This window comes from Oceanicaulis sp. (genome assembly GCF_965284345.1).
Classification (GTDB): domain Bacteria; phylum Pseudomonadota; class Alphaproteobacteria; order Caulobacterales; family Maricaulaceae; genus Oceanicaulis; species Oceanicaulis alexandrii_A.
The window spans coordinates 2,250,757-2,267,450 of record NZ_OZ260073.1 but is presented as its reverse complement, the minus strand read 5'-3'; the positions used below and the strand labels follow the sequence as shown (position 1 = coordinate 2,267,450).

The 16,694-nt window shown below is 64.1% G+C and carries 17 protein-coding genes; 10 read left to right on the top strand and 7 right to left on the bottom strand.

Annotated elements, in window-relative coordinates; translation table 11 throughout:
* The first annotated feature begins 10 nt into the window (after positions 1 to 10).
* A complete protein-coding gene (locus ACQ66J_RS10915) occupies positions 11 to 1,786 on the top strand; it encodes an ABC transporter ATP-binding protein (protein WP_430431655.1) in 1,776 nt (591 codons plus the stop codon).
* A 344-nt stretch (positions 1,787 to 2,130) separates the two neighbouring features.
* Here the strand turns inward: ACQ66J_RS10915 and ACQ66J_RS10910 are convergent, their stop codons facing one another.
* Complete coding sequence (locus tag ACQ66J_RS10910; protein WP_430431654.1) at positions 2,131 to 2,910, bottom strand: FkbM family methyltransferase; 780 nt, start codon at positions 2,908 to 2,910, stop codon at positions 2,131 to 2,133.
* A 54-nt stretch (positions 2,911 to 2,964) separates the two neighbouring features.
* Positions 2,965 to 3,615: a fused DSP-PTPase phosphatase/NAD kinase-like protein gene (locus ACQ66J_RS10905; RefSeq protein WP_430431653.1), complete on the bottom strand. Its 651-nt coding sequence runs from the start codon at positions 3,613 to 3,615 to the stop codon at positions 2,965 to 2,967.
* A 121-nt stretch (positions 3,616 to 3,736) separates the two neighbouring features.
* On the opposite strand from ACQ66J_RS10905, the gene ACQ66J_RS10900 reads away from it, so the two are divergent.
* From ACQ66J_RS10900 to ACQ66J_RS10885, 4 genes are read left to right on the top strand one after another with little or no spacing between them, the layout of a single operon-like run.
* Positions 3,737 to 4,480, top strand: a complete 744-nt coding sequence (locus tag ACQ66J_RS10900; RefSeq protein ID WP_430431652.1) for a lysophospholipid acyltransferase family protein — start codon at positions 3,737 to 3,739, stop codon at positions 4,478 to 4,480.
* Complete coding sequence (locus tag ACQ66J_RS10895) at positions 4,477 to 5,754, top strand: 3-deoxy-D-manno-octulosonic acid transferase (RefSeq protein ID WP_430431651.1); 1,278 nt, start codon at positions 4,477 to 4,479, stop codon at positions 5,752 to 5,754. Before ACQ66J_RS10900 ends, ACQ66J_RS10895 begins: the two co-directional genes overlap by 4 nt.
* Positions 5,751 to 6,761, top strand: a complete 1,011-nt coding sequence (lpxK, locus tag ACQ66J_RS10890) for a tetraacyldisaccharide 4'-kinase (protein ID WP_430431650.1) — start codon at positions 5,751 to 5,753, stop codon at positions 6,759 to 6,761. The genes ACQ66J_RS10895 and lpxK overlap by 4 nt, the downstream gene beginning before the upstream one ends.
* A gap of 9 nt (positions 6,762 to 6,770) precedes the next feature.
* Positions 6,771 to 7,688: a lysophospholipid acyltransferase family protein gene (locus ACQ66J_RS10885; RefSeq protein WP_430431649.1), complete on the top strand. Its 918-nt coding sequence runs from the start codon at positions 6,771 to 6,773 to the stop codon at positions 7,686 to 7,688.
* Between the two features lie 261 nt (positions 7,689 to 7,949).
* Here ACQ66J_RS10885 and ACQ66J_RS10880 read toward each other — a convergent pair whose 3' ends face one another.
* Both ACQ66J_RS10880 and ACQ66J_RS10875 read right to left on the bottom strand, forming a co-directional pair.
* Positions 7,950 to 8,819 (bottom strand): M23 family metallopeptidase, encoded by an 870-nt coding sequence (locus ACQ66J_RS10880; RefSeq protein WP_430431648.1) that lies wholly within the window; start codon positions 8,817 to 8,819, stop codon positions 7,950 to 7,952.
* Positions 8,820 to 8,824: 5 nt separating this feature from the next.
* On the bottom strand, positions 8,825 to 9,085 hold the full coding sequence (locus ACQ66J_RS10875; protein ID WP_430431647.1) for a DUF2093 domain-containing protein: 261 nt from the start codon (positions 9,083 to 9,085) through the stop codon (positions 8,825 to 8,827).
* A gap of 93 nt (positions 9,086 to 9,178) precedes the next feature.
* Between ACQ66J_RS10875 and mutL the strand changes: the two genes are divergently transcribed.
* The 5 genes from mutL to ACQ66J_RS10850 all read left to right on the top strand — a co-directional run bounded on the left by mutL (position 9,179) and on the right by ACQ66J_RS10850 (position 15,242).
* The gene (gene mutL, locus ACQ66J_RS10870; RefSeq protein ID WP_430431646.1) at positions 9,179 to 11,095 is read left to right on the top strand and encodes a DNA mismatch repair endonuclease MutL; all 1,917 of its coding nucleotides are present in this window, start codon (positions 9,179 to 9,181) and stop codon (positions 11,093 to 11,095) included.
* A 353-nt stretch (positions 11,096 to 11,448) separates the two neighbouring features.
* Entirely contained in the window at positions 11,449 to 11,958 is a 510-nt protein-coding gene (gene lspA, locus ACQ66J_RS10865) for a signal peptidase II (protein WP_375549753.1), read from the top strand.
* Positions 11,959 to 12,030: 72 nt separating this feature from the next.
* Positions 12,031 to 12,588, top strand: coding sequence for a DUF3035 domain-containing protein (locus ACQ66J_RS10860; RefSeq protein ID WP_375549754.1), 558 nt, complete (start codon positions 12,031 to 12,033; stop codon positions 12,586 to 12,588).
* Between the two features lie 161 nt (positions 12,589 to 12,749).
* Positions 12,750 to 14,048, top strand: coding sequence for an amidohydrolase family protein (locus ACQ66J_RS10855; protein WP_430431645.1), 1,299 nt, complete (start codon positions 12,750 to 12,752; stop codon positions 14,046 to 14,048).
* Between the two features lie 135 nt (positions 14,049 to 14,183).
* On the top strand, positions 14,184 to 15,242 hold the full coding sequence (locus ACQ66J_RS10850) for a phosphotransferase (protein ID WP_430431644.1): 1,059 nt from the start codon (positions 14,184 to 14,186) through the stop codon (positions 15,240 to 15,242).
* A 6-nt stretch (positions 15,243 to 15,248) separates the two neighbouring features.
* Here ACQ66J_RS10850 and ACQ66J_RS10845 read toward each other — a convergent pair whose 3' ends face one another.
* From ACQ66J_RS10845 to ACQ66J_RS10835, 3 genes are all read right to left on the bottom strand, one after another.
* Positions 15,249 to 15,671 carry a hypothetical protein gene (locus ACQ66J_RS10845; protein ID WP_430431643.1) on the bottom strand — a complete coding sequence of 141 codons (423 nt, stop codon included), beginning with the start codon at positions 15,669 to 15,671 and terminating at the stop codon, positions 15,249 to 15,251.
* A 79-nt stretch (positions 15,672 to 15,750) separates the two neighbouring features.
* Positions 15,751 to 16,326 (bottom strand): TetR/AcrR family transcriptional regulator, encoded by a 576-nt coding sequence (locus ACQ66J_RS10840; RefSeq protein WP_430431642.1) that lies wholly within the window; start codon positions 16,324 to 16,326, stop codon positions 15,751 to 15,753.
* Complete coding sequence (locus ACQ66J_RS10835; protein ID WP_430431641.1) at positions 16,314 to 16,682, bottom strand: hypothetical protein; 369 nt, start codon at positions 16,680 to 16,682, stop codon at positions 16,314 to 16,316. Before ACQ66J_RS10835 ends, ACQ66J_RS10840 begins: the two co-directional genes overlap by 13 nt.
* Positions 16,683 to 16,694 lie beyond the last annotated feature (12 nt).

Here is a 16,694-nt window from a genome sequence, read left to right as displayed (position 1 = left end):
TGACCCGCCTGTGACGGACGGCGCCCTGCCCGGCGCGCCCAAGCCTCAACGCGCGCGCTCGTTTGCGCTGGCGGCGCGGTTATGGCGCGAGCAGATCACCAAGCATAAAGCCCTGCTGGCCTGGGCGACCCTGCTGGCGACGATCACCGCCGCCGCGGCGTCTGGCTATGGCGTTGTGGTGCAACAGGCGTCAGGCCTTCTGGAAAACCGCGACCCCAGCGTGCTCTGGCTCGCCCCGGCGCTGATCCTGGGCGCGGTGATCGTGCGTTCCGTCAGCCTGTTTCTGCAAAACCTCGCCACCAACCGGCTGGCGCTGGCGATCATGCGCGATCTTCAGATCGCCATGTTCGACCGGCTGATCACCGCCGATTTCCAAAGGCTTGAGCGAGAGCCGGTGGGCGCGATCATCTCGCGCTTCACCAATGACATCACCATGCTGCGCGAAGGGCTGATCCGCGCCGCCAACAACCTCACCCGCGATTTCCTCACCGTGGTGGGCTGCCTGATCGTGCTGTTCTGGCTCGACTGGGCGCTGACGCTGGTGGTGCTCGCCGTGCTGCTGCTCGCGGGCCATCCCATCACCGTCATCGGCAAGGCGATCAGAAAGCGCTCAGGCGATATCCAGGACCAGATGGGCGATGTGTCGAGCTTTCTCGAAGAAGGCTTTTCCGGCGCCCGCATGATCAAGACCTTTTCGCTCGAAGACTGGTCGCAAACCCGCGCCAAGGGCCGCTTCCAGCAGCGCTTTGAACTGTTGCTCGCCATGGTCGCCCAGCGCGCCCGGATCGAGCCGATCATGGAAGTCGCCGCCGGCGTCGCGCTGGCGGTGATCTTCGGCTTTGCGGGCTGGCGCGCGCTCAATGGCGCCACGGAACTGTCAGACCTTCTGGGCTTCATCGTCGCCTTTGGGGTGATGAGCTCGCCCATCCGCGCCCTCGCCTCGCTGTCGGGCGTGCTGCAGGAAGGCTTCGCGGTGCTCGACCGGGTCTTCGCCCTGCTCGATGAAGAGTCCAGTCTCACCGAAGCCGACGACGCCAAACCCCTCGCCCTCACGGGCGGCCATGTGCGCGTCAATGATGTGAGCTTTCAGTATGAGCCGGGCGTGGACGCGTTGTCTCACATCACGCTGGAGGCCAAACCGGGCGAGACGATCGCGCTAGTGGGACCGTCAGGCTCGGGCAAGACCACGCTTTTGAACCTGATTGCGCGGCTTTATGACCCCCGTGAAGGATCGGTCGAGATCGACGGTCAGGACATCGCCCAGGCCCAGCTCGCCTCGCTGCGGCGTCAGCTGGCGCTCGTCAGCCAGGAAGTGACCCTGTTTGACGACACGATCAGAAACAATATCGCGCTGGGAAAGCTCGGCGCCTCGGACGACGAAATCATCACGGCTGCGAAAGCCGCCGACGCCCATGACTTCATTCTGGGCCTGTCGGGCGGCTATGACACGCAAGCGGGGCCGAAAGGCTCAAACCTGTCGGGCGGCCAGCGTCAGCGCGTCGCCATCGCCCGCGCGATCCTGAAAGACGCGCCGATCCTGTTGCTCGATGAAGCCACCAGCGCGCTCGACGCCAAGTCAGAAGCGCGCGTGCAGCACGCCCTTGATGAGCTGAGCCGCGACCGCACCACCCTCGTCATCGCCCACCGCCTCGCCACCGTGCGCAAGGCGGACCGCATCTATGTGCTGAAAGCGGGCGAGATCGTGGAAAACGGCGACCATGACAGTCTGATCCAAGAGAGCGGCCTCTACGCGCAATTGAGCGCGCTGCAGTTCGCGGACGGGTAGGTCATGGGTCCCCGGGTCAAGCCCGAGGACCGGGATGAATGAGCTTATACCTCTCGGCCTTCGGACTTGATCCGGAGGCCCATGAGTCAGATCCAGCTCACACGCTCTCAGACTGTCATCCCGGACGCGCAGCGATCCGGGATCTACCGAACACACTCTGTTCTGATCACAAAGACGAAACGGGTAGATCCCGGCTCAAGGCCGGGATGACAGACTATGAGTTTTCCTCTTCCCCGGCCCCCAATCAAGTTGAGGGTAAACTTCAGCCGGGGCCCAGAGCCGGTTGCATGGCGCTTGATGATCTCTGGGTCCCCGCCTTCGCGGGGAAAGAGAGATGGAGAGATTTACCCCGGCCACAACCCGCAGCGTCTCAAATCCCCCACCCGCTCACCGGGCACATAGACGGTGTTCTCAAAGCCTTCTTCGCCGGGACGGAGGCGGCCGCCGTCATAGGCGGCGCGGGTATAGCCCAGCTCTTCAGTCAGCACCTGATCGGCGAGCTCGTTGGATTGCATCAAGATGAGCGGACGACAGCGCTGGAGCGTGTCTTTGGCGCCGCGCACCACCGCGTCAAACCAGCCCGGCGCGTCGATCTTGAGAAAGCCCGGATTGAGACCCAGCATGTCCAGCGTGAAGGTGCGCGCCTCACCCGCCATCATTTCCAGCTGATCAGGATCAAATCCGCTCACCCGGTGTTCGCTCAGCCAGCCGCCCGCCTGGTCAGGATCAAACGAGGCGAGCCCGTCATAGACAAAGCTGCGATAGACCGGCACGTAAAGCCGCCGCGCCTCGTCCTTGTCGCTCAGCCCGCAGGCATAGACCGCGAGCGCCGGATCATCGTCAAACAGGTGCGCCATTGCGCAGGCCAGCGGCACATTGGGCTCAAACGCATGGATCAGGGCGTCAGGCTGGTACAGCCTTATGGCGTCCACGCTCTGGCCGCGATGGGCGCCCACATCAATAAAGACCTCGCCGGGATCAGGCCGCCAGCGCGACAAGAGCGAGAACTCGCGTTCGAACGGGCGGCGCAGCGTGCGGCGCATGAAACGCTGGGCGCGGGCCTTGGCGTCGACAAATCGCGGAAACCGGCTTTGCAGAGCCCGGACATGACTGGTGATCGGCATGAGGCGCTCCCTCCTGCATCCTGAAGATGCAAGCGGTGCGCCATCAACCTCAAGCTATTCGCGGCGTAGGATTTTCTCGGTCAGGGCCGACCCCCACCAGCTGGCCATGAAGCCGTCATGGCACGCCTGGCGGTCATATTCGGTACGCACCCAGTCCAGAAAATCGATCGGCGAGGCGGCGTTTCTCTGACGATAGAGATCAAAGAAATGATCCAGCATCCCAGTCTTGCCCTGCTTGATATGGCCGTATTTGAACGACAATTGCTCGACCGCCTCTTCAAACGGCGCCTTCTCGTGCAGCAGCTTGTACATCACCGCCACGATGCCCGCCCGGTCCGCGCCGGACTTGCAATGCATGAAGGCGGGATAGGCGATCTCATCAAAGACTTTGATCAGATGCTCGATCCGCTCCACATAGGGCGCCTCGCGCGAGCCCCAGGGCAGGTCGACGATCTCAAGGCCGAGCGCGTCGCAGGTATGATGCTCAAGATCATAATAATGCCGCCCCGGCTGGGTGCCGCGCAGGTTGAGGATCGTCTTGAATCCCATATCCTTGAGCGCTTTCAGGCGCTTGGGGCTGGGCTGATTGCCGCGCCACATCTCGCCGCCTACGCGGTGCATGTTGTGAAAGCTTTGGCGCAGCACGCCATGATCGCCCCACATCAGGCCCTTCATCGCGCGCTTGTAATCTGCCGGATCGTTCAAATCATACGTCATGGCGGGGTGAAGTAAGGCGCTTGAACGCCCTATGCAATGGCCTGTTGCGTGCGATTGACGCGTACGGAACGCTTGACGGATCGGTCCGGGGCGGCGATCCAGCCATACCATGTTGAAGTCCATCCTCTCCTCGCCTCCGGTTCAGGCGCTGATCGCTGCGTTGCTGGCGGGCTATATGAGCCTTGTCAAAGCCACCACACGCTGGGAGGTGCGCGGGCGCGAACATATTGACCCCATCTGGGCAGGTGGAGACGGCGTGATCCTGGGCTTCTGGCATGGCCGCATCCTGATGACGATCGCCGCCTGGCCCAAGCAGGTGCAACCGCCCGCCATCCTGATCTCGCGCTCTCGCGAGGGCGATGTGGTCACCAAGGTCGCCGAACATCACAAGGTGGGTGTTGTACGCGGATCGTCGCGCAACAAGAAGAAAACCGAACAGGAAAAGGGCGGGCTGAGCGCGTTTCGCGAAATGATCCGCTGGGTCGAGGGCGGCGGCGCCATGGCGCTGACCCCGGACGGGCCGCGCGGGCCGCGCATGCGCGCCGGTATGGGCGTCGCCAAACTGGCCCGCTCCACAGGCGCGCCATTAATCGGTATGGGCTGCTCCACGTCGCGCGCCATCATCTTCAAAAGCTGGGATCGCTTCGTACTGCCGCTGCCCTTTGGAAAGGGCGTCATCGTCTGGACAGAGCCGGTTCACATCGACAAGCGCGCCGATAAAGATGCGCTTGAAAACGCCCGCGCCACGCTGGAGGCGCGCATGATCAGCGCCAATATGGAAGCCGATCTCGCCTGCCGGGGCGAAGCGATCACCGCCGCGCCGCGCCCGGACGCCCAAACGGAGTCCGCATGAGCGCCCCCGGCCTGTCGCTCTATCGCGCCGCCAGCACCGCCCTGAAACCTGTGGCGCGCTGGCTTCTGAACCGGCGGGCGGGCGCCGGAAAGGAAGACCCAGACCGGCTGACCGAGCGACTGGGGCAAGCCGGAGAGCCCCGCCCCGAGGGCCGGTTGATCTGGCTGCACGCCGCAAGCGTCGGCGAAAGCCAGATGGCGCTGACGGTCGCTGACGCCCTGCTTGATCAACATGCAGACGCTCATGTGCTGATCACCTCCGGCACGCGCACGTCTGCAAACCTCATCGCCCATCGCGGCCTCGATCGGCTGATCCATCAGTTTCCGCCCGTGGACGCGCCAGACTGGGTGAGCGCCTTTCTCGATCATTGGATGCCCGATCTGGCGGTGTTCACCGAAAGCGAGCTGTGGCCGAACCTCATCCTCGCCGCGAAAGCGCGCGGCGTGCCGCTGGGGCTCATGAACGCACGGATGAACCGCAAATCTCTCGATGGCTGGGCGCGCTGGCCCCAAAGCGCGCGGACGCTTCTGGGCGCGTTTGACTGGATCGGGGCGGCGGACCAACGCACCGCGGACGGTCTGTCCGACCTCACCGGCCAGCCGATCATCAATGCGGGCAATCTCAAGCTCGAATGCGGCTTGCCTGCGCCCGACCCTGACACGCTCGCGCAGGTCAAAGCCTGGATCGGCGACCGCCCGGTCTATGTGGCCGCCAGCACCCATGCGGGCGAGGAAGCGCTAATCGCCAGCGCGCATAAAGCGCTGATCGAGGAGCAGCCTGATGCGCTGATGATCCTAGTTCCGCGTCACCCGGAACGCGCGAGCGATGTGGCGGCGATCCTGACAGAAGCGCAGCTCAGCTTCGCCCAGCGCTCCAAGGACGAAACGCCTCAGAGCGCTCAGGTCTGGCTGGCGGACACGCTGGGCGAGATGGCGCTGTGGTATGCGCTGTGCCCGATCGCGGTGATCGCGGGCAGCTTTGTTGACGGGATTGGCGGCCATAACCCGATCGAGGCCAGCCGCGCGGGCGCTTCGGTCGTGACCGGTCCTTACGTGGACAGCTTCGCCGATGTCTACGCCGTCTATGACGCCCATGACGCCCGAAGGGTCGCGCACACAGCGGACGAGATCACTGCGCATGTTCGTCAGGGCTGGAGCGATGGCGGCAGGATGATCGAAAACGCCCGCGCCGCGCTGGACGCCTTGCCCGGCGGCGCGCTGCCCCTCACCTTGTCAGCCCTGAACCGCCTGTTGGACCAAGGACTCCCACGATGAGACCCCCGCCCTTCTGGGATGACACCGCCCCGCGCAGCTCCGCCGCATTGACCCGCGCTCTGCTGTCGCCGCTGGGGGCGCTTTACGCCTGGGCCGGGGCGCGCCGTCTCCGCACCACCACGCCCGCGCCCGCCCCGGCGCCGGTGATCTGCGTGGGCAATCTGACCGTGGGCGGGGTCGGCAAGACGCCGGTGACCGCCGCCCTTATGCGCGCGGCGCACCAAAAAGGGCTGAAAGCGGCGGGGCTGAGCCGCGGCTGGGGCGGCAAGTTGGCAGGACCTGTGAAAGTCGACGCCAAGCTGCATTCCGTCTCTGATGTGGGCGATGAACCGCTGCTGCTCTCGCGCCTGGCGCGGGTCTATGTGGCCCGCCAGAGGCCTGAGGGCGCCCTGATGGCCGCTCAGGAGGGGGCCAACCTCATCTTGATGGATGATGGCCATCAGAACCCCAGCTTAGAGAAAACGCTCTCCATCGTGGTGGTGGATGCGGTGACCGGTTGGGGGCCGGGGACGATCTTCCCCGCCGGGCCCTTGCGCGAACCGGTCAAGGCCGGCCTGGCGCGGGCGGATGCGGTGATCGTGATGTGTCCCAGCGCCGAATACACGCCCGACCTTGAAAAGCTTCAGCTCTCAGACCTTGAAATACCGGTGCTGACCGCCTGGCTGGCGCCCGAAGCCGCGCCGCCCTCCGGTCCGCTTCTGGCGTTTGCGGGCATCGGACGCCCGCAGAAATTCTATGACGCGCTGGAAGCGGCCGGCGGAACCCTGGCCGACACCGCGAGCTTTCCCGATCACCACGCCTTCACGAGGGGCGAGATCGAGGAATTGGCCGATCTGGCTGAAAGCCATAACGCCACTCTGATCACCACGGAAAAAGACCATGTGCGCCTGCCCGGCGGCGTCAAGGGCTCCGTCATCGCCTGGCCGGTGCGCGCCGTGTTCAAGGACGAGGCGCGGCTGGACGCGCTGATTGATCAGGCCATGGATTCCTTCGCCAACTCCCGCTAAGCCAGAGCCATGTCAGATTTGATGAAATCCATCGGCTTTCGCGCCGAAGCCCTGGGCTGGGACGCCTATCAGGGCCTGTTCCGCTCTATGGGTCTGGAGCGCGCCTCGGACTATGGCGCCAAGCTGCTGCGCACTTTGGGGCCTAAAGTGTCGGTCCATCATGTGGCGCGCGTGAACATGCAGATCGCGTTTCCCGAAGCGTCAGAGCGCGAGCTCGATAGCCTGCTGGACGCCATGTGGGACAATTTCGGCCGCCTGGTCGGCGAATTTCCCAACATGCACCGCTTTGATCTCGGCCCGAACAGCGATCAGGTCGAAGTGGTGGGCGCGGACATCCTCGCCGAGCTCGACCGTCAGGGGCGTCCCGCCGTGCTGGTGGGCGGGCATTTCGCCAATTGGGAAATGCTCGCCGCAGTGATCGTGCAGCACATGAAAGACTGCCGCATCACCTATCGCCACGCCAATAATCCGCTGATCGACAAGCGCATCATCGATCAGCGCAAGGCCTATGGCATCAACATCCTGGCCCCCAAGGGCGGGCATGGCGCCAAGGAATTGATGCAGGCGCTGAAAGCGGGCGCCTCGGTGGGTCTGATGAACGATCAGAAGATGAATGACGGCATCGCCGCGCCGTTTTTCGGGCGTGACGCCATGACCGCCGCCGGCCCGGCGCGCATGGCGCTGCGTTATGACTGTCCGCTGGTGCCGATGAATGTGGTGCGCAAGGACGGCGCCCGCTTCAAGGTGACGATCTATGAGCCCCTGCCCAAGCCTGCAGGCCAGGACGCAGCGGCGATCCTAGAGACCGTCACCACCATCAACCGCTTCATCGAAGACCGCATCCGCGAAGCCCCCAGCCAATGGTTCTGGGTGCATCGCCGGTTCGAAAAGCCGCTCTACAAGATGGCGAAGGCGGAGGGGGCTTAGGGGCCTCCCCTCTCCCCCTTGGACAAGGGGGAGAGGTTGGGTGAGGGTGTGCGCTTCAATGTGTTCAGCACCTGGAACCTGACCCGCCGCTCACCCCTCACCTGTCCTCTCCCCTCAAAGATGGGAGAGGGACGCTCCCAACCGTTTCACACTTTCCCGTCATCCCGGACTTGATCCGGGATCTGCTGCAGGCGTCTTTGCGATCAGAACAGAGCGATTCCACCAGATCCCGGATCGCTGCGCGTCCGTTACTTCAGGCGCCTAACGCAGCCCGCTGGGATCGACCTCAAGCGCGGCGGCGGGGTCGATATAGCGATTGTGCCATTTGATGCGCCAGTCGAGGTGCGCGCCGGTGGAGCGGCCGCCCGAGCCGACCTCGCCGATCACCTCGCCTTGCGCGACCTGCTGGCCGACTTCAACGTTCACAGCGCCCAGATGCAGGAAGGCGCTGGTCAGGCCCTGGCCGTGATCGATAAAGATCAGACCGCCTTCGTAATACATGTCGGGATCAGCCAGCGTCACCACGCCCGCCGCAGGCGCGATCACCGGCGTGCCGCCCGGCGCGGCGATGTCGATGCCATAGTGAGGACGACGCGGCTCGCCATTATAATAGCGCTGGCTGCCATACACGCCCGTCAGGCGCCCCTCGACCGGCATTTCAAACGCGGTGGCGAAGCCGTCGCCCGCCCATCGCGAGGTATAAGCGCCGCGCTTTTCGCGGCCCTCCGCGCGGATGCGGTCGAGCACCTCTTCGGGCGGGGTGACATATTGCTGGGGCACGCCCTCAATGCGCTGAATATCATACTCGCGCTGCGCGACGCTGACGGTCTCTTCATAGGATAGCCCCGCCCCGCTGACGCTCAGCAGGGTCTGGGGCGCAGCGTCCCGGTCATGGCCCAGAACCACCCAGCCCGCATCATCAGCGGAGACGGTGATGTCGCCCAGGCTCACATCCGCGCCCGGCGCCGTGCGGCAGACGATCATCGCGCCCTGGCGATGGGTTCCGGCGCAATTGATCGGCGAGACCGCGCTCGGCGCGCTTTCCGCGATCAGCGCCGCCATGGGATCAGCCGCGCCCTCCGGCGCTGAGGCGACGGATTGAACAAGGGCGAGCGCGGCGATCAGAACCATGGTGATTATCCCGGTTTTTGCTGTTTGGTGCTGCCAGGGCCTTGATAGACCTCGCGCCAGCGCGTCGTAGCGGCGTTGGCGTCAAGATAGGCCTCCTGCAGCTCGGCTGACCAGTAGCGCAGATTGTTGATGGCGATTTTCTCACCCGTCACCGCGCATTTCACATAGGCGCCGGGTTTCAGGATCATGAAATCCGCGTCGCCATACTCAAGCATGGCTTCGCCGGTGAAATCACGATCATAAGCGGTCAGATCAGTATCGGTCATATCGCTTTCCTATCACGTCTCTTTGCGCGAACGGAAGATGGCAAACAGCACGGCTTTCTTGACCGACTCACACCGCGTCGCGAGGTTGGTCCCATGAGCATCATCCGCCGCCTGTCGCCAGAAACCGTCAACCGCATCGCCGCCGGCGAAGTGATCGAGCGCCCCGCCAGCGCCGTCAAGGAGCTGGTGGAGAACGCGCTGGACGCCGGCGCGCGCCGGATCGACGTGCGCATTGAGGGCGGCGGGCTGACCCGCATCGTCATCGAGGATGACGGCTCGGGCATGGACGCCGACGGGCTGGAAACCGCCATCGAGCGGCACGCCACCTCCAAACTGCCCGTGGGCGAAGACGGCCAGGACGATCTTTTAAACATCCATTCCATGGGGTTTCGCGGCGAGGCCCTGCCCTCCATCGGCTCGGTGGCGCGGCTGACGATCACGACCCAGGATGAAGAGCTGGGCGGCGCCTGGGAGCTGTGCGTTGAAGGCGGAACCAAATCCGGCCCGCGCCCGGCGCCGTCGCTGGGCCGCCGTGGCACACGGGTGGAAGTGTGCGATCTGTTTTACGCCACGCCTGCGCGTCTCAAATTTCTCAAATCGGAACGCGCGGAAAGCACCGCCGTTGCAGACGTGATCAAGCGGCTCGCCCTCGCCCGGCCCGATGTGGGCTTCTTCCTGTCCGTCGAGGGCCGCTCTCGCGTCTCCGCTCCGGCGGAAACCACCGAGGATCGCGACGAGGCCCGGCGCGGGCGTTTGTCGTCAATCCTGGGCGCGGATTTTGGCGAGAACGCTCTGGTGATCGATCAGGAGCGCGAGGGCGTGCATCTGACCGGGCTCGCCAGCCTGCCCACCTATAATCGCGGTTCGAACCAGCACCAATTCCTGTTCGTCAATGGCCGCCCGGTGAAAGACAAGCTGATCGTCGGCGCGGTGCGCGGCGCGTATCAGGATTTTCTCGCCCGCGACCGGCATCCGGTGGTGGCGCTCTATGTGGACCTGCCCACCGGCCATGTGGATGTGAATGTGCACCCGGCCAAGGCCGAAGTGCGTTTTCGCGATTCAGGGCTGGTGCGCGGTTTGATCGTCGGCGCTTTACGTCATGCTTTGGCGGGCGCGGGGCATCGCGCCTCCACCACGGTCGCAGGCTATGCGCTTGGCCGCGCGCGACCTGAAGGCGCGCCGAGCCACGCCTTGCCACTGACGCGCGGCAGTTCGATCTCCAGCGGCTGGGCGAACCGGCCCTCTCCCGCCTGGGAAACCCAGCTGTCCGAGCATCACGAGACTTCGGGTTATGGTTATGGTGAGTCTCAAACCGAGACGTCCCAGTATGAGCGCTCAGATCTCGCGCCGGGCATGTCCGCGCGCACCGAGCCCTCCTATGGCGGCGAACCTGTAGACGGCGCTGCCGAGCCTGAAACCCGGCATCCCGATTACCCGCTGGGCGTGGCGCGGGCGCAGGTGCACGCCACCTATGTGATCGCGCAAACCGAGGATGGCCTCGTCATCGTCGATCAGCACGCCGCTCATGAGCGCCTCGTTTATGAGCGGATGAAGAAACAGCTCGCCGCCACCGGCGTGGCGCGGCAAGCCTTGCTGGTGCCTGAAATCGTCGAGCTCGATGAAGCCGAGGCGCGCCGCGTGCTCGACCGCGCCGATCAGCTCGCCGAGCTGGGCCTGATCATCGAACCCTTCGGCGCGGGCGCGCTGGCGGTGCGCGAAACGCCGGCCCTTCTCAAACGCCTCAACGTGCAGGGGCTGATCCGAGACCTGGCCGACGAGATCGCCGAATATGACGAAGCGCTGTCGCTGAAGGAAAAGCTCGAAGAAGTGGTCGGCACCATGGCCTGCCACGGCTCGGTGCGCGCAGGCCGTCGCCTGACCGGCGATGAAATGAACGCGCTTCTCCGCGAAATGGAAGCCACGCCCCATTCGGGCCAGTGCAATCACGGCCGCCCCACCTATGTGGAGCTCAAACTCGCCGATATCGAACGGTTGTTTGGGAGACGGTAGCCACTCTCCTACCTCTTTCCCGGCGAAGGCCGGGACCCAGAGGTCATCAAGCGCTGCACCCGCGGCTCTGGGCCCCGCCGGTGTTTACCCTCAACTTGATTGGGGGCCGGAGAAGAGAAGAAACGCCTCCTCCCAGCCCGTCATCCCGGACTTGATCCGGGATCTACCCACTTCATTTCTGCGATCAGAACAGAGTGTGTCCGGTTGATCCCAGATCAAGTCCGGGATGACGATGGAGGGTGAAGCACTGTTTCGCCCCACACTCTGTCGCAGTCAGATTGCGGCGCTTTCACTGGACCGTGTGGCGCGCGCCCTGCTAAGCGTTTCAGCAGAGGGAATGCAGGGACTTGATCATGCAGCGAATGTTTTCGCGTCGGCGCAGCGCCGGGTCGTTCACGATTTTCGGCTTTATCGTCGCCAGTCTCGTGCTGATCGCAGACCAGGCCAGCAAATACTGGATCCTTTACGGGCTCGATCTCGACGGGCGCACGCCGCAACAGGTTCAGGTGCTCGATCCGTGGTTCAATCTCACCATGGTGTGGAATCATGGCGTCAGCTTCGGCATGTTCCAGGCGGATTCCGATTTGCAGCGCTATCTGCTGGCGGGCGTGTCCCTGGCGATCGCGGGCATGCTGATCCTCTGGATGTTTCAGACCACGCGCCGGCTGCAGGCTTTGGCCTTCGCCCTGATCATCGGCGGCGCCATCGGCAATGTCATCGACCGGCTGATCTATGGCGCGGTGGTCGACTTTTTCGACTTCTCGGGGCTCTACTTCCCTTATGTGTTCAATGTCGCCGACGCCGGCATCTGCGTGGGCGTCGCCGTGATGATTTTGGACCTGATCGTGAACGGGGACCGTTAAACTGGTCTTCCAGCGGCGCCGGGCCTCTGGCCAGAGCGTGCGCCAGTCTGATACAAGCGGTGAGAACCGCCCATGAAAGCGAGCTTTCGACCCATGCGTATGCGCACCGCCCTGATCCTTTCCGCCACCGCCCTGTTCGCGTTGACCGGCTGTAATTCCGGCGTCCGCCAGGCCCTTGGCGTAGACAAGACCACCCCGGACGAGTTCCGCGTCGTGACGATTGCGCCGCTGTCGGTGCCGCCCGAATACAATCTGACGCCGCCGCGTCCCGGCGAGCTACGTGCCGAAGACATGTTCCAGGACCAGCAGGCGCGCCGCGCCCTGTTCGGTGACCTGTCCGGCACCAACGCCAGCGACGCCGAGATCCTGTTCGCATCCCGCGCAGGCGCCGCGGACGCCAATCCCAATGTGCGCGCCATCATTGATGGTGAAACCGCTTCGCTTATCCGCAAGGATCAGAGCTTTGCAGACCGTGTCCTGTTCTGGCGCGACAATGAACGCCTGGCCCAGCAAGGCGGCGAGCCGATTGATCCTGACGCCGTCACCGCCGCAATCGAAACCGTGACCGGCGGCGGAGAAGTCGAGATCGAGCGCCGCCGCACCGTGCGCCGCAAGCTGCCGGGCCTGTAAGCCCCGCCGCTGCTCTTCTAATAGAACTGCGAACGCCCGGCCCTGCGCCGGGCGTTTTGCATTCAGCAGACCCTGTTTCATGCCGTTTGAGGTTTGACACTCGCCCCGGAGCCGGACACTTTTGCGGTTAAGCTCTAAAGAGCACCAAAGGGGAGACAGATATGAACCGCACGATTGCTGCGCTTGGCGCGCTGACGCTCGCCGCCGCACCCGCTTTCGCCGACCATCATGGCGAAGCGCCGCTCACCGTCATCCATGCCGGCCATCTGATCGCAGCCCCCGGCGAAGAGCGTGTGCGCGAAGGCGTCTCGATCCTGGTGCGCGGCGATGAGATCGAAGCGATTGAAAACGGTTTCGTCACGCCGGACGGCGCGGAGATCGTGGATCTGTCGAACGCTTGGGTGATGCCCGGCTTCATCGACGCCCATGTGCACATCACCAATCAGCAAGGCGCCGGTCGCCGCATCTCCGCCTTCACCGAAGGCACGGCGGATCGCACCATTGACGGCGTGATGTATGCGGGCCGCACCCTGATGGCGGGCTTCACCACGGTTCAGGATGTGGGCGGGGACATTGAAGCCGTGCGTGCCCTGCGCGACGGCGTGGAAACCGGCGATATTATCGGCCCGCGCCTGCGCATCGCCGGCGGCGCCGTCACGCCCACGGGCGGACATGGCGACGCCAATGGCTGGAGCGTCCAGGTCCTGCGTGAAAGCGGCAGCCCCTATGCGTGCAACGGTGCGGATGATTGCGCCCGCGCGGTGCGCCAGCTGGTGCAAGAGGGCGCGGACGTCATCAAGATCACCGCCACGGGCGGGGTTCTGTCCTCCACCGGCGCCGGGGTCGAGCAACAATTCTTCCAGGAAGAACTCGAAGCCATTGTCGGCGCGGCGCACATGATGGGCCGCCGCGTGACGGCGCACGCCCATGGCGTGACCGGCATCAACGCCTTCCTTCGCGCGGGCGGGGATTCTGTTGAGCACGGCACCTATCTCGATCGTGAGTCCATCCGCCTGTTCCGCGACAATGACGCGGTTCTGGTGCCCACCGTGATGGCAGGCGAATGGGTGGCGAACCAGGCCGACGCCGGCTGGATGACGCCGTTTCAGGCGGCGAAAGCCCGCGTGGTCGGCCCGCAAATGATCGAAATGGTCCGCCGCGCCCATGAGGGCGGCGTCACCATCGCCTTCGGCACCGATTCCGGCGTCTCCGCCCATGGCGACAATGCGCGCGAGTTCCTGCTCTACACGCAAGCCGGCATGACCGAGATGGAAGCGCTCGCCACCGCCACCACCATCGGCGCGCGTCATGTGCGGCTGGAAGACGAGATCGGCCGCATCGCGCCGGGCTTCTCCGCCGACATCGTGGCCACCAATGGCGATCCGCTGTCTGACATCGAAGAGCTGATGGACATCGACTTCGTCATGGCCCGCGGCGTGGTGCACAAGAACGAAGAGTAATCGTGAAATCCCGGACGGCGCGAGCCTCTGTCCGGGACCTCTCTTCGCCTTTGGCGCCAATCAGCACAGAGGTCCCGGCTCGGTCTTTCAGACCGTCCGGGATTTCAACTTAGACAACAAGAGTGACCCCGACCCATGTCCCAACTTGACGACACCTATACCGGCACCAAGCCGGTCGCAGACGCGCTGAAATTTGATCAGTCCGCGCTGGAGCGCTGGATGGCGGAACACGTCGAGGGGTTTGAGGGACCGCTGACCATCGAGCAGTTCAAGGGCGGGCAATCCAATCCCACCTACAAGCTTGAAACGCCCAAGGCGCGCTATGTGCTGCGCCGCAAGCCGCCGGGCAAGCTGCTGCCGTCCGCCCACGCGGTGGACCGCGAATACCGGGTGATGAAGGCGTTGGGCGAGCAGGGCTTCCCCGCGCCGCACATGTTCGGCCTGTGCGAGGATGACAGCGTCATCGGCACGGCGTTCTACATCATGGATTTCGTCGAGGGCCGCATTTTCTGGGACCCGTATCTGCCCGACCTCAAGCCCGAGGATCGCGCCGCGATCTATGATGCGTCCAACGCCACCCTCGCCCATCTGCATTCGATTGACCATGAGGCCGCGGGGCTGGGCGATTACGGCAAGCCGGGCAATTATTTCGAGCGCTCCATCGGCCGCTGGTCCAAGCAGTACAAGGCGGCGGAGACCCAGACCATCGCCGCGATGGACAAGCTGATCGAATGGCTGCCCGAGCACGCCCCCGCGCAAGAGCGCACCAGCGTGGTGCATGGCGATTATCGCCTCGACAATATGATCTTCCATCCCACCGAGCCCAAGGTCATCGCGGTTTTGGACTGGGAATTGTCGACGCTGGGCGATCCGCTGGCGGACTTCACCTATCAGCTGATGCAATGGCGCACGCCGAAAGACATGCGCAACGGCTTCCTCGGCGCGGACCTTAAGGCGATGGGCATCCCCACCGAAGACGAATACGTCAAAGCCTATTGCGAGCGCACGGGACGGGACGGCATCCCCAAGCTCGATTTCTATTTCGCCTACAACATCTTCCGCCTGACCAGCATCGTGCAGGGCGTCTACGCCCGCTCGCTGCAGGGCAACGCGTCCAATGAAAAAGCCAAGGAAATGGGCGCCCTCGTCCAGCCCATGGCCGAGTACGCCTGGAGCATCGCTGAGGGCGCGTAGGGCTGTCTACCCGCCCAGATGGCTGAGGAAGGGCGCGCCCAGCGCGCCCGCCATCACCAGCTCGAAGCCCAGCGCCATGGCGTTATAGGAGGTGCGGGTTTCGTGCTCGGCGTCGGTGAGCATGGACAAGGCGCGCCCGATCACCATGCCCAGCCAGTACAGGCTGGCGGCGAAGCTTGCGCCCATCACCGCGCCGGCGCCCGCCTGAAAGCTCATGATGAGCGTCAGCAGCACCGCAGCGTGCAGCAGGCACAAGGCGCCGCCATAGCTGGCGCGAAACTCCGCCCAGCCCCCTTGCCAGCGCGGGTCCGGCATCAGGCGCACGACCGATTGGCCCCAGCGTGGCATGATCAGGGCGCCTAAGCCCATCGCCGTTCCCAACAGGGCGGCCAAACCGGCGATAATCCAGGGCGCGGAAAAGTCGATCATGCTCATCTCTAAGACTGCTTGTTCGATTTTACGCGCGGCGACGCAAGACAGATCACTTTATGAGCAGTCATAAATAGCGTCAGCGCATCTCGGACCGGATCATCCCCGCCTTTTCCAGCAAACCGTTGAACTGTTGATCCAGCGCCTTGCGCTCTGCCGCCGTCATTTCGGGCCAGAGAGTCATCGCCCCGATATAGGCGGCGTACTCGATCATGCCGATCTGTCTGGCCAGCGCGTCATCAAGCCCCGAGGACCGGTAAAGCTCGATCACGAAGTCCAGACGCATCCGGTCCACGGACGCCACAATCTCGGACGCGCCCGGATGGGCCGGGGCGAACCGTCGGATGGCGGTTTCCAGTCCCGAATCAATCGTCACGGCAAGATCGGTCAGGGCCTGACGCTGCTCGCTCGGCGGCTGAGCGGCGGAATGCGCGGCGATGTCTTCAGTATATCGCTTCCGCCAGTGACGCATCATGGCGTCGATAAAGGCGCTGTGGTCCTTGAAGTGATGATACAGCGAGCCGCGCGTACGCTGCGCCGCCTGGCACAAAGCGTCCACCGTCAGCCCGGCTGCGCCATGCTGCGTGAGCTGGCGTAATCCCAGATCCAGCCAGTCGGTTCGACCCAAGCGTTTGCCTTGTTTCAACTCAGACACCCCCAAGCCCCCACCAGCGCAACCGGCACGAAGAGCCAGCCTTGCGGGTGATCTGAATATTTAAGCCGAAGACTGGGCGGCATGACGATTCCGTATAAAGCGATGGATGCGGTCAGACCGACCGCGACCCAGCCCACATCCATACCGCCCGGCCTCAAGCCGGCATACAAGAACATGATGCCCAGCGCCGCCAGAACGAGTGTCACAATATGCCAGCAAAAATAACTGGTGTGTTTGGGCTTGCTGGGCATGGGCGCTGTCAGCAAAGGACGCGCAATACGCGCTCCGCCGACGAATGTGTGGAGCAAGAATATTCCTAACGACAAGGCCGCAGCGACCAGAAGCAAAGCGTTCATGACACCCTCCAA

What these genes read in the sequence shown, in the direction of transcription:
- ACQ66J_RS10910 (WP_430431654.1), bottom strand. Translation starts at nt 2,910, where the DNA reads ATGCCGATCACCAGTCATGTCCGGGCTCTGCAAAGCCGGTTTCCGCGA.
- ACQ66J_RS10900 (WP_430431652.1), top strand. Translation starts at nt 3,737, where the DNA reads ATGTTGAAGTCCATCCTCTCCTCGCCTCCGGTTCAGGCGCTGATCGCT.
- ACQ66J_RS10895 (WP_430431651.1), top strand. Translation starts at nt 4,477, where the DNA reads ATGAGCGCCCCCGGCCTGTCGCTCTATCGCGCCGCCAGCACCGCCCTG.
- lpxK (WP_430431650.1), top strand. Translation starts at nt 5,751, where the DNA reads ATGAGACCCCCGCCCTTCTGGGATGACACCGCCCCGCGCAGCTCCGCC.
- ACQ66J_RS10885 (WP_430431649.1), top strand. Translation starts at nt 6,771, where the DNA reads ATGTCAGATTTGATGAAATCCATCGGCTTTCGCGCCGAAGCCCTGGGC.
- ACQ66J_RS10880 (WP_430431648.1), bottom strand. Translation starts at nt 8,819, where the DNA reads ATGGTTCTGATCGCCGCGCTCGCCCTTGTTCAATCCGTCGCCTCAGCG.
- ACQ66J_RS10875 (WP_430431647.1), bottom strand. Translation starts at nt 9,085, where the DNA reads ATGACCGATACTGATCTGACCGCTTATGATCGTGATTTCACCGGCGAA.
- mutL (WP_430431646.1), top strand. Translation starts at nt 9,179, where the DNA reads ATGAGCATCATCCGCCGCCTGTCGCCAGAAACCGTCAACCGCATCGCC.
- lspA (WP_375549753.1), top strand. Translation starts at nt 11,449, where the DNA reads ATGCAGCGAATGTTTTCGCGTCGGCGCAGCGCCGGGTCGTTCACGATT.
- ACQ66J_RS10860 (WP_375549754.1), top strand. Translation starts at nt 12,031, where the DNA reads ATGAAAGCGAGCTTTCGACCCATGCGTATGCGCACCGCCCTGATCCTT.
- ACQ66J_RS10855 (WP_430431645.1), top strand. Translation starts at nt 12,750, where the DNA reads ATGAACCGCACGATTGCTGCGCTTGGCGCGCTGACGCTCGCCGCCGCA.
- ACQ66J_RS10850 (WP_430431644.1), top strand. Translation starts at nt 14,184, where the DNA reads ATGTCCCAACTTGACGACACCTATACCGGCACCAAGCCGGTCGCAGAC.
- ACQ66J_RS10845 (WP_430431643.1), bottom strand. Translation starts at nt 15,671, where the DNA reads ATGATCGACTTTTCCGCGCCCTGGATTATCGCCGGTTTGGCCGCCCTG.
- ACQ66J_RS10835 (WP_430431641.1), bottom strand. Translation starts at nt 16,682, where the DNA reads ATGAACGCTTTGCTTCTGGTCGCTGCGGCCTTGTCGTTAGGAATATTC.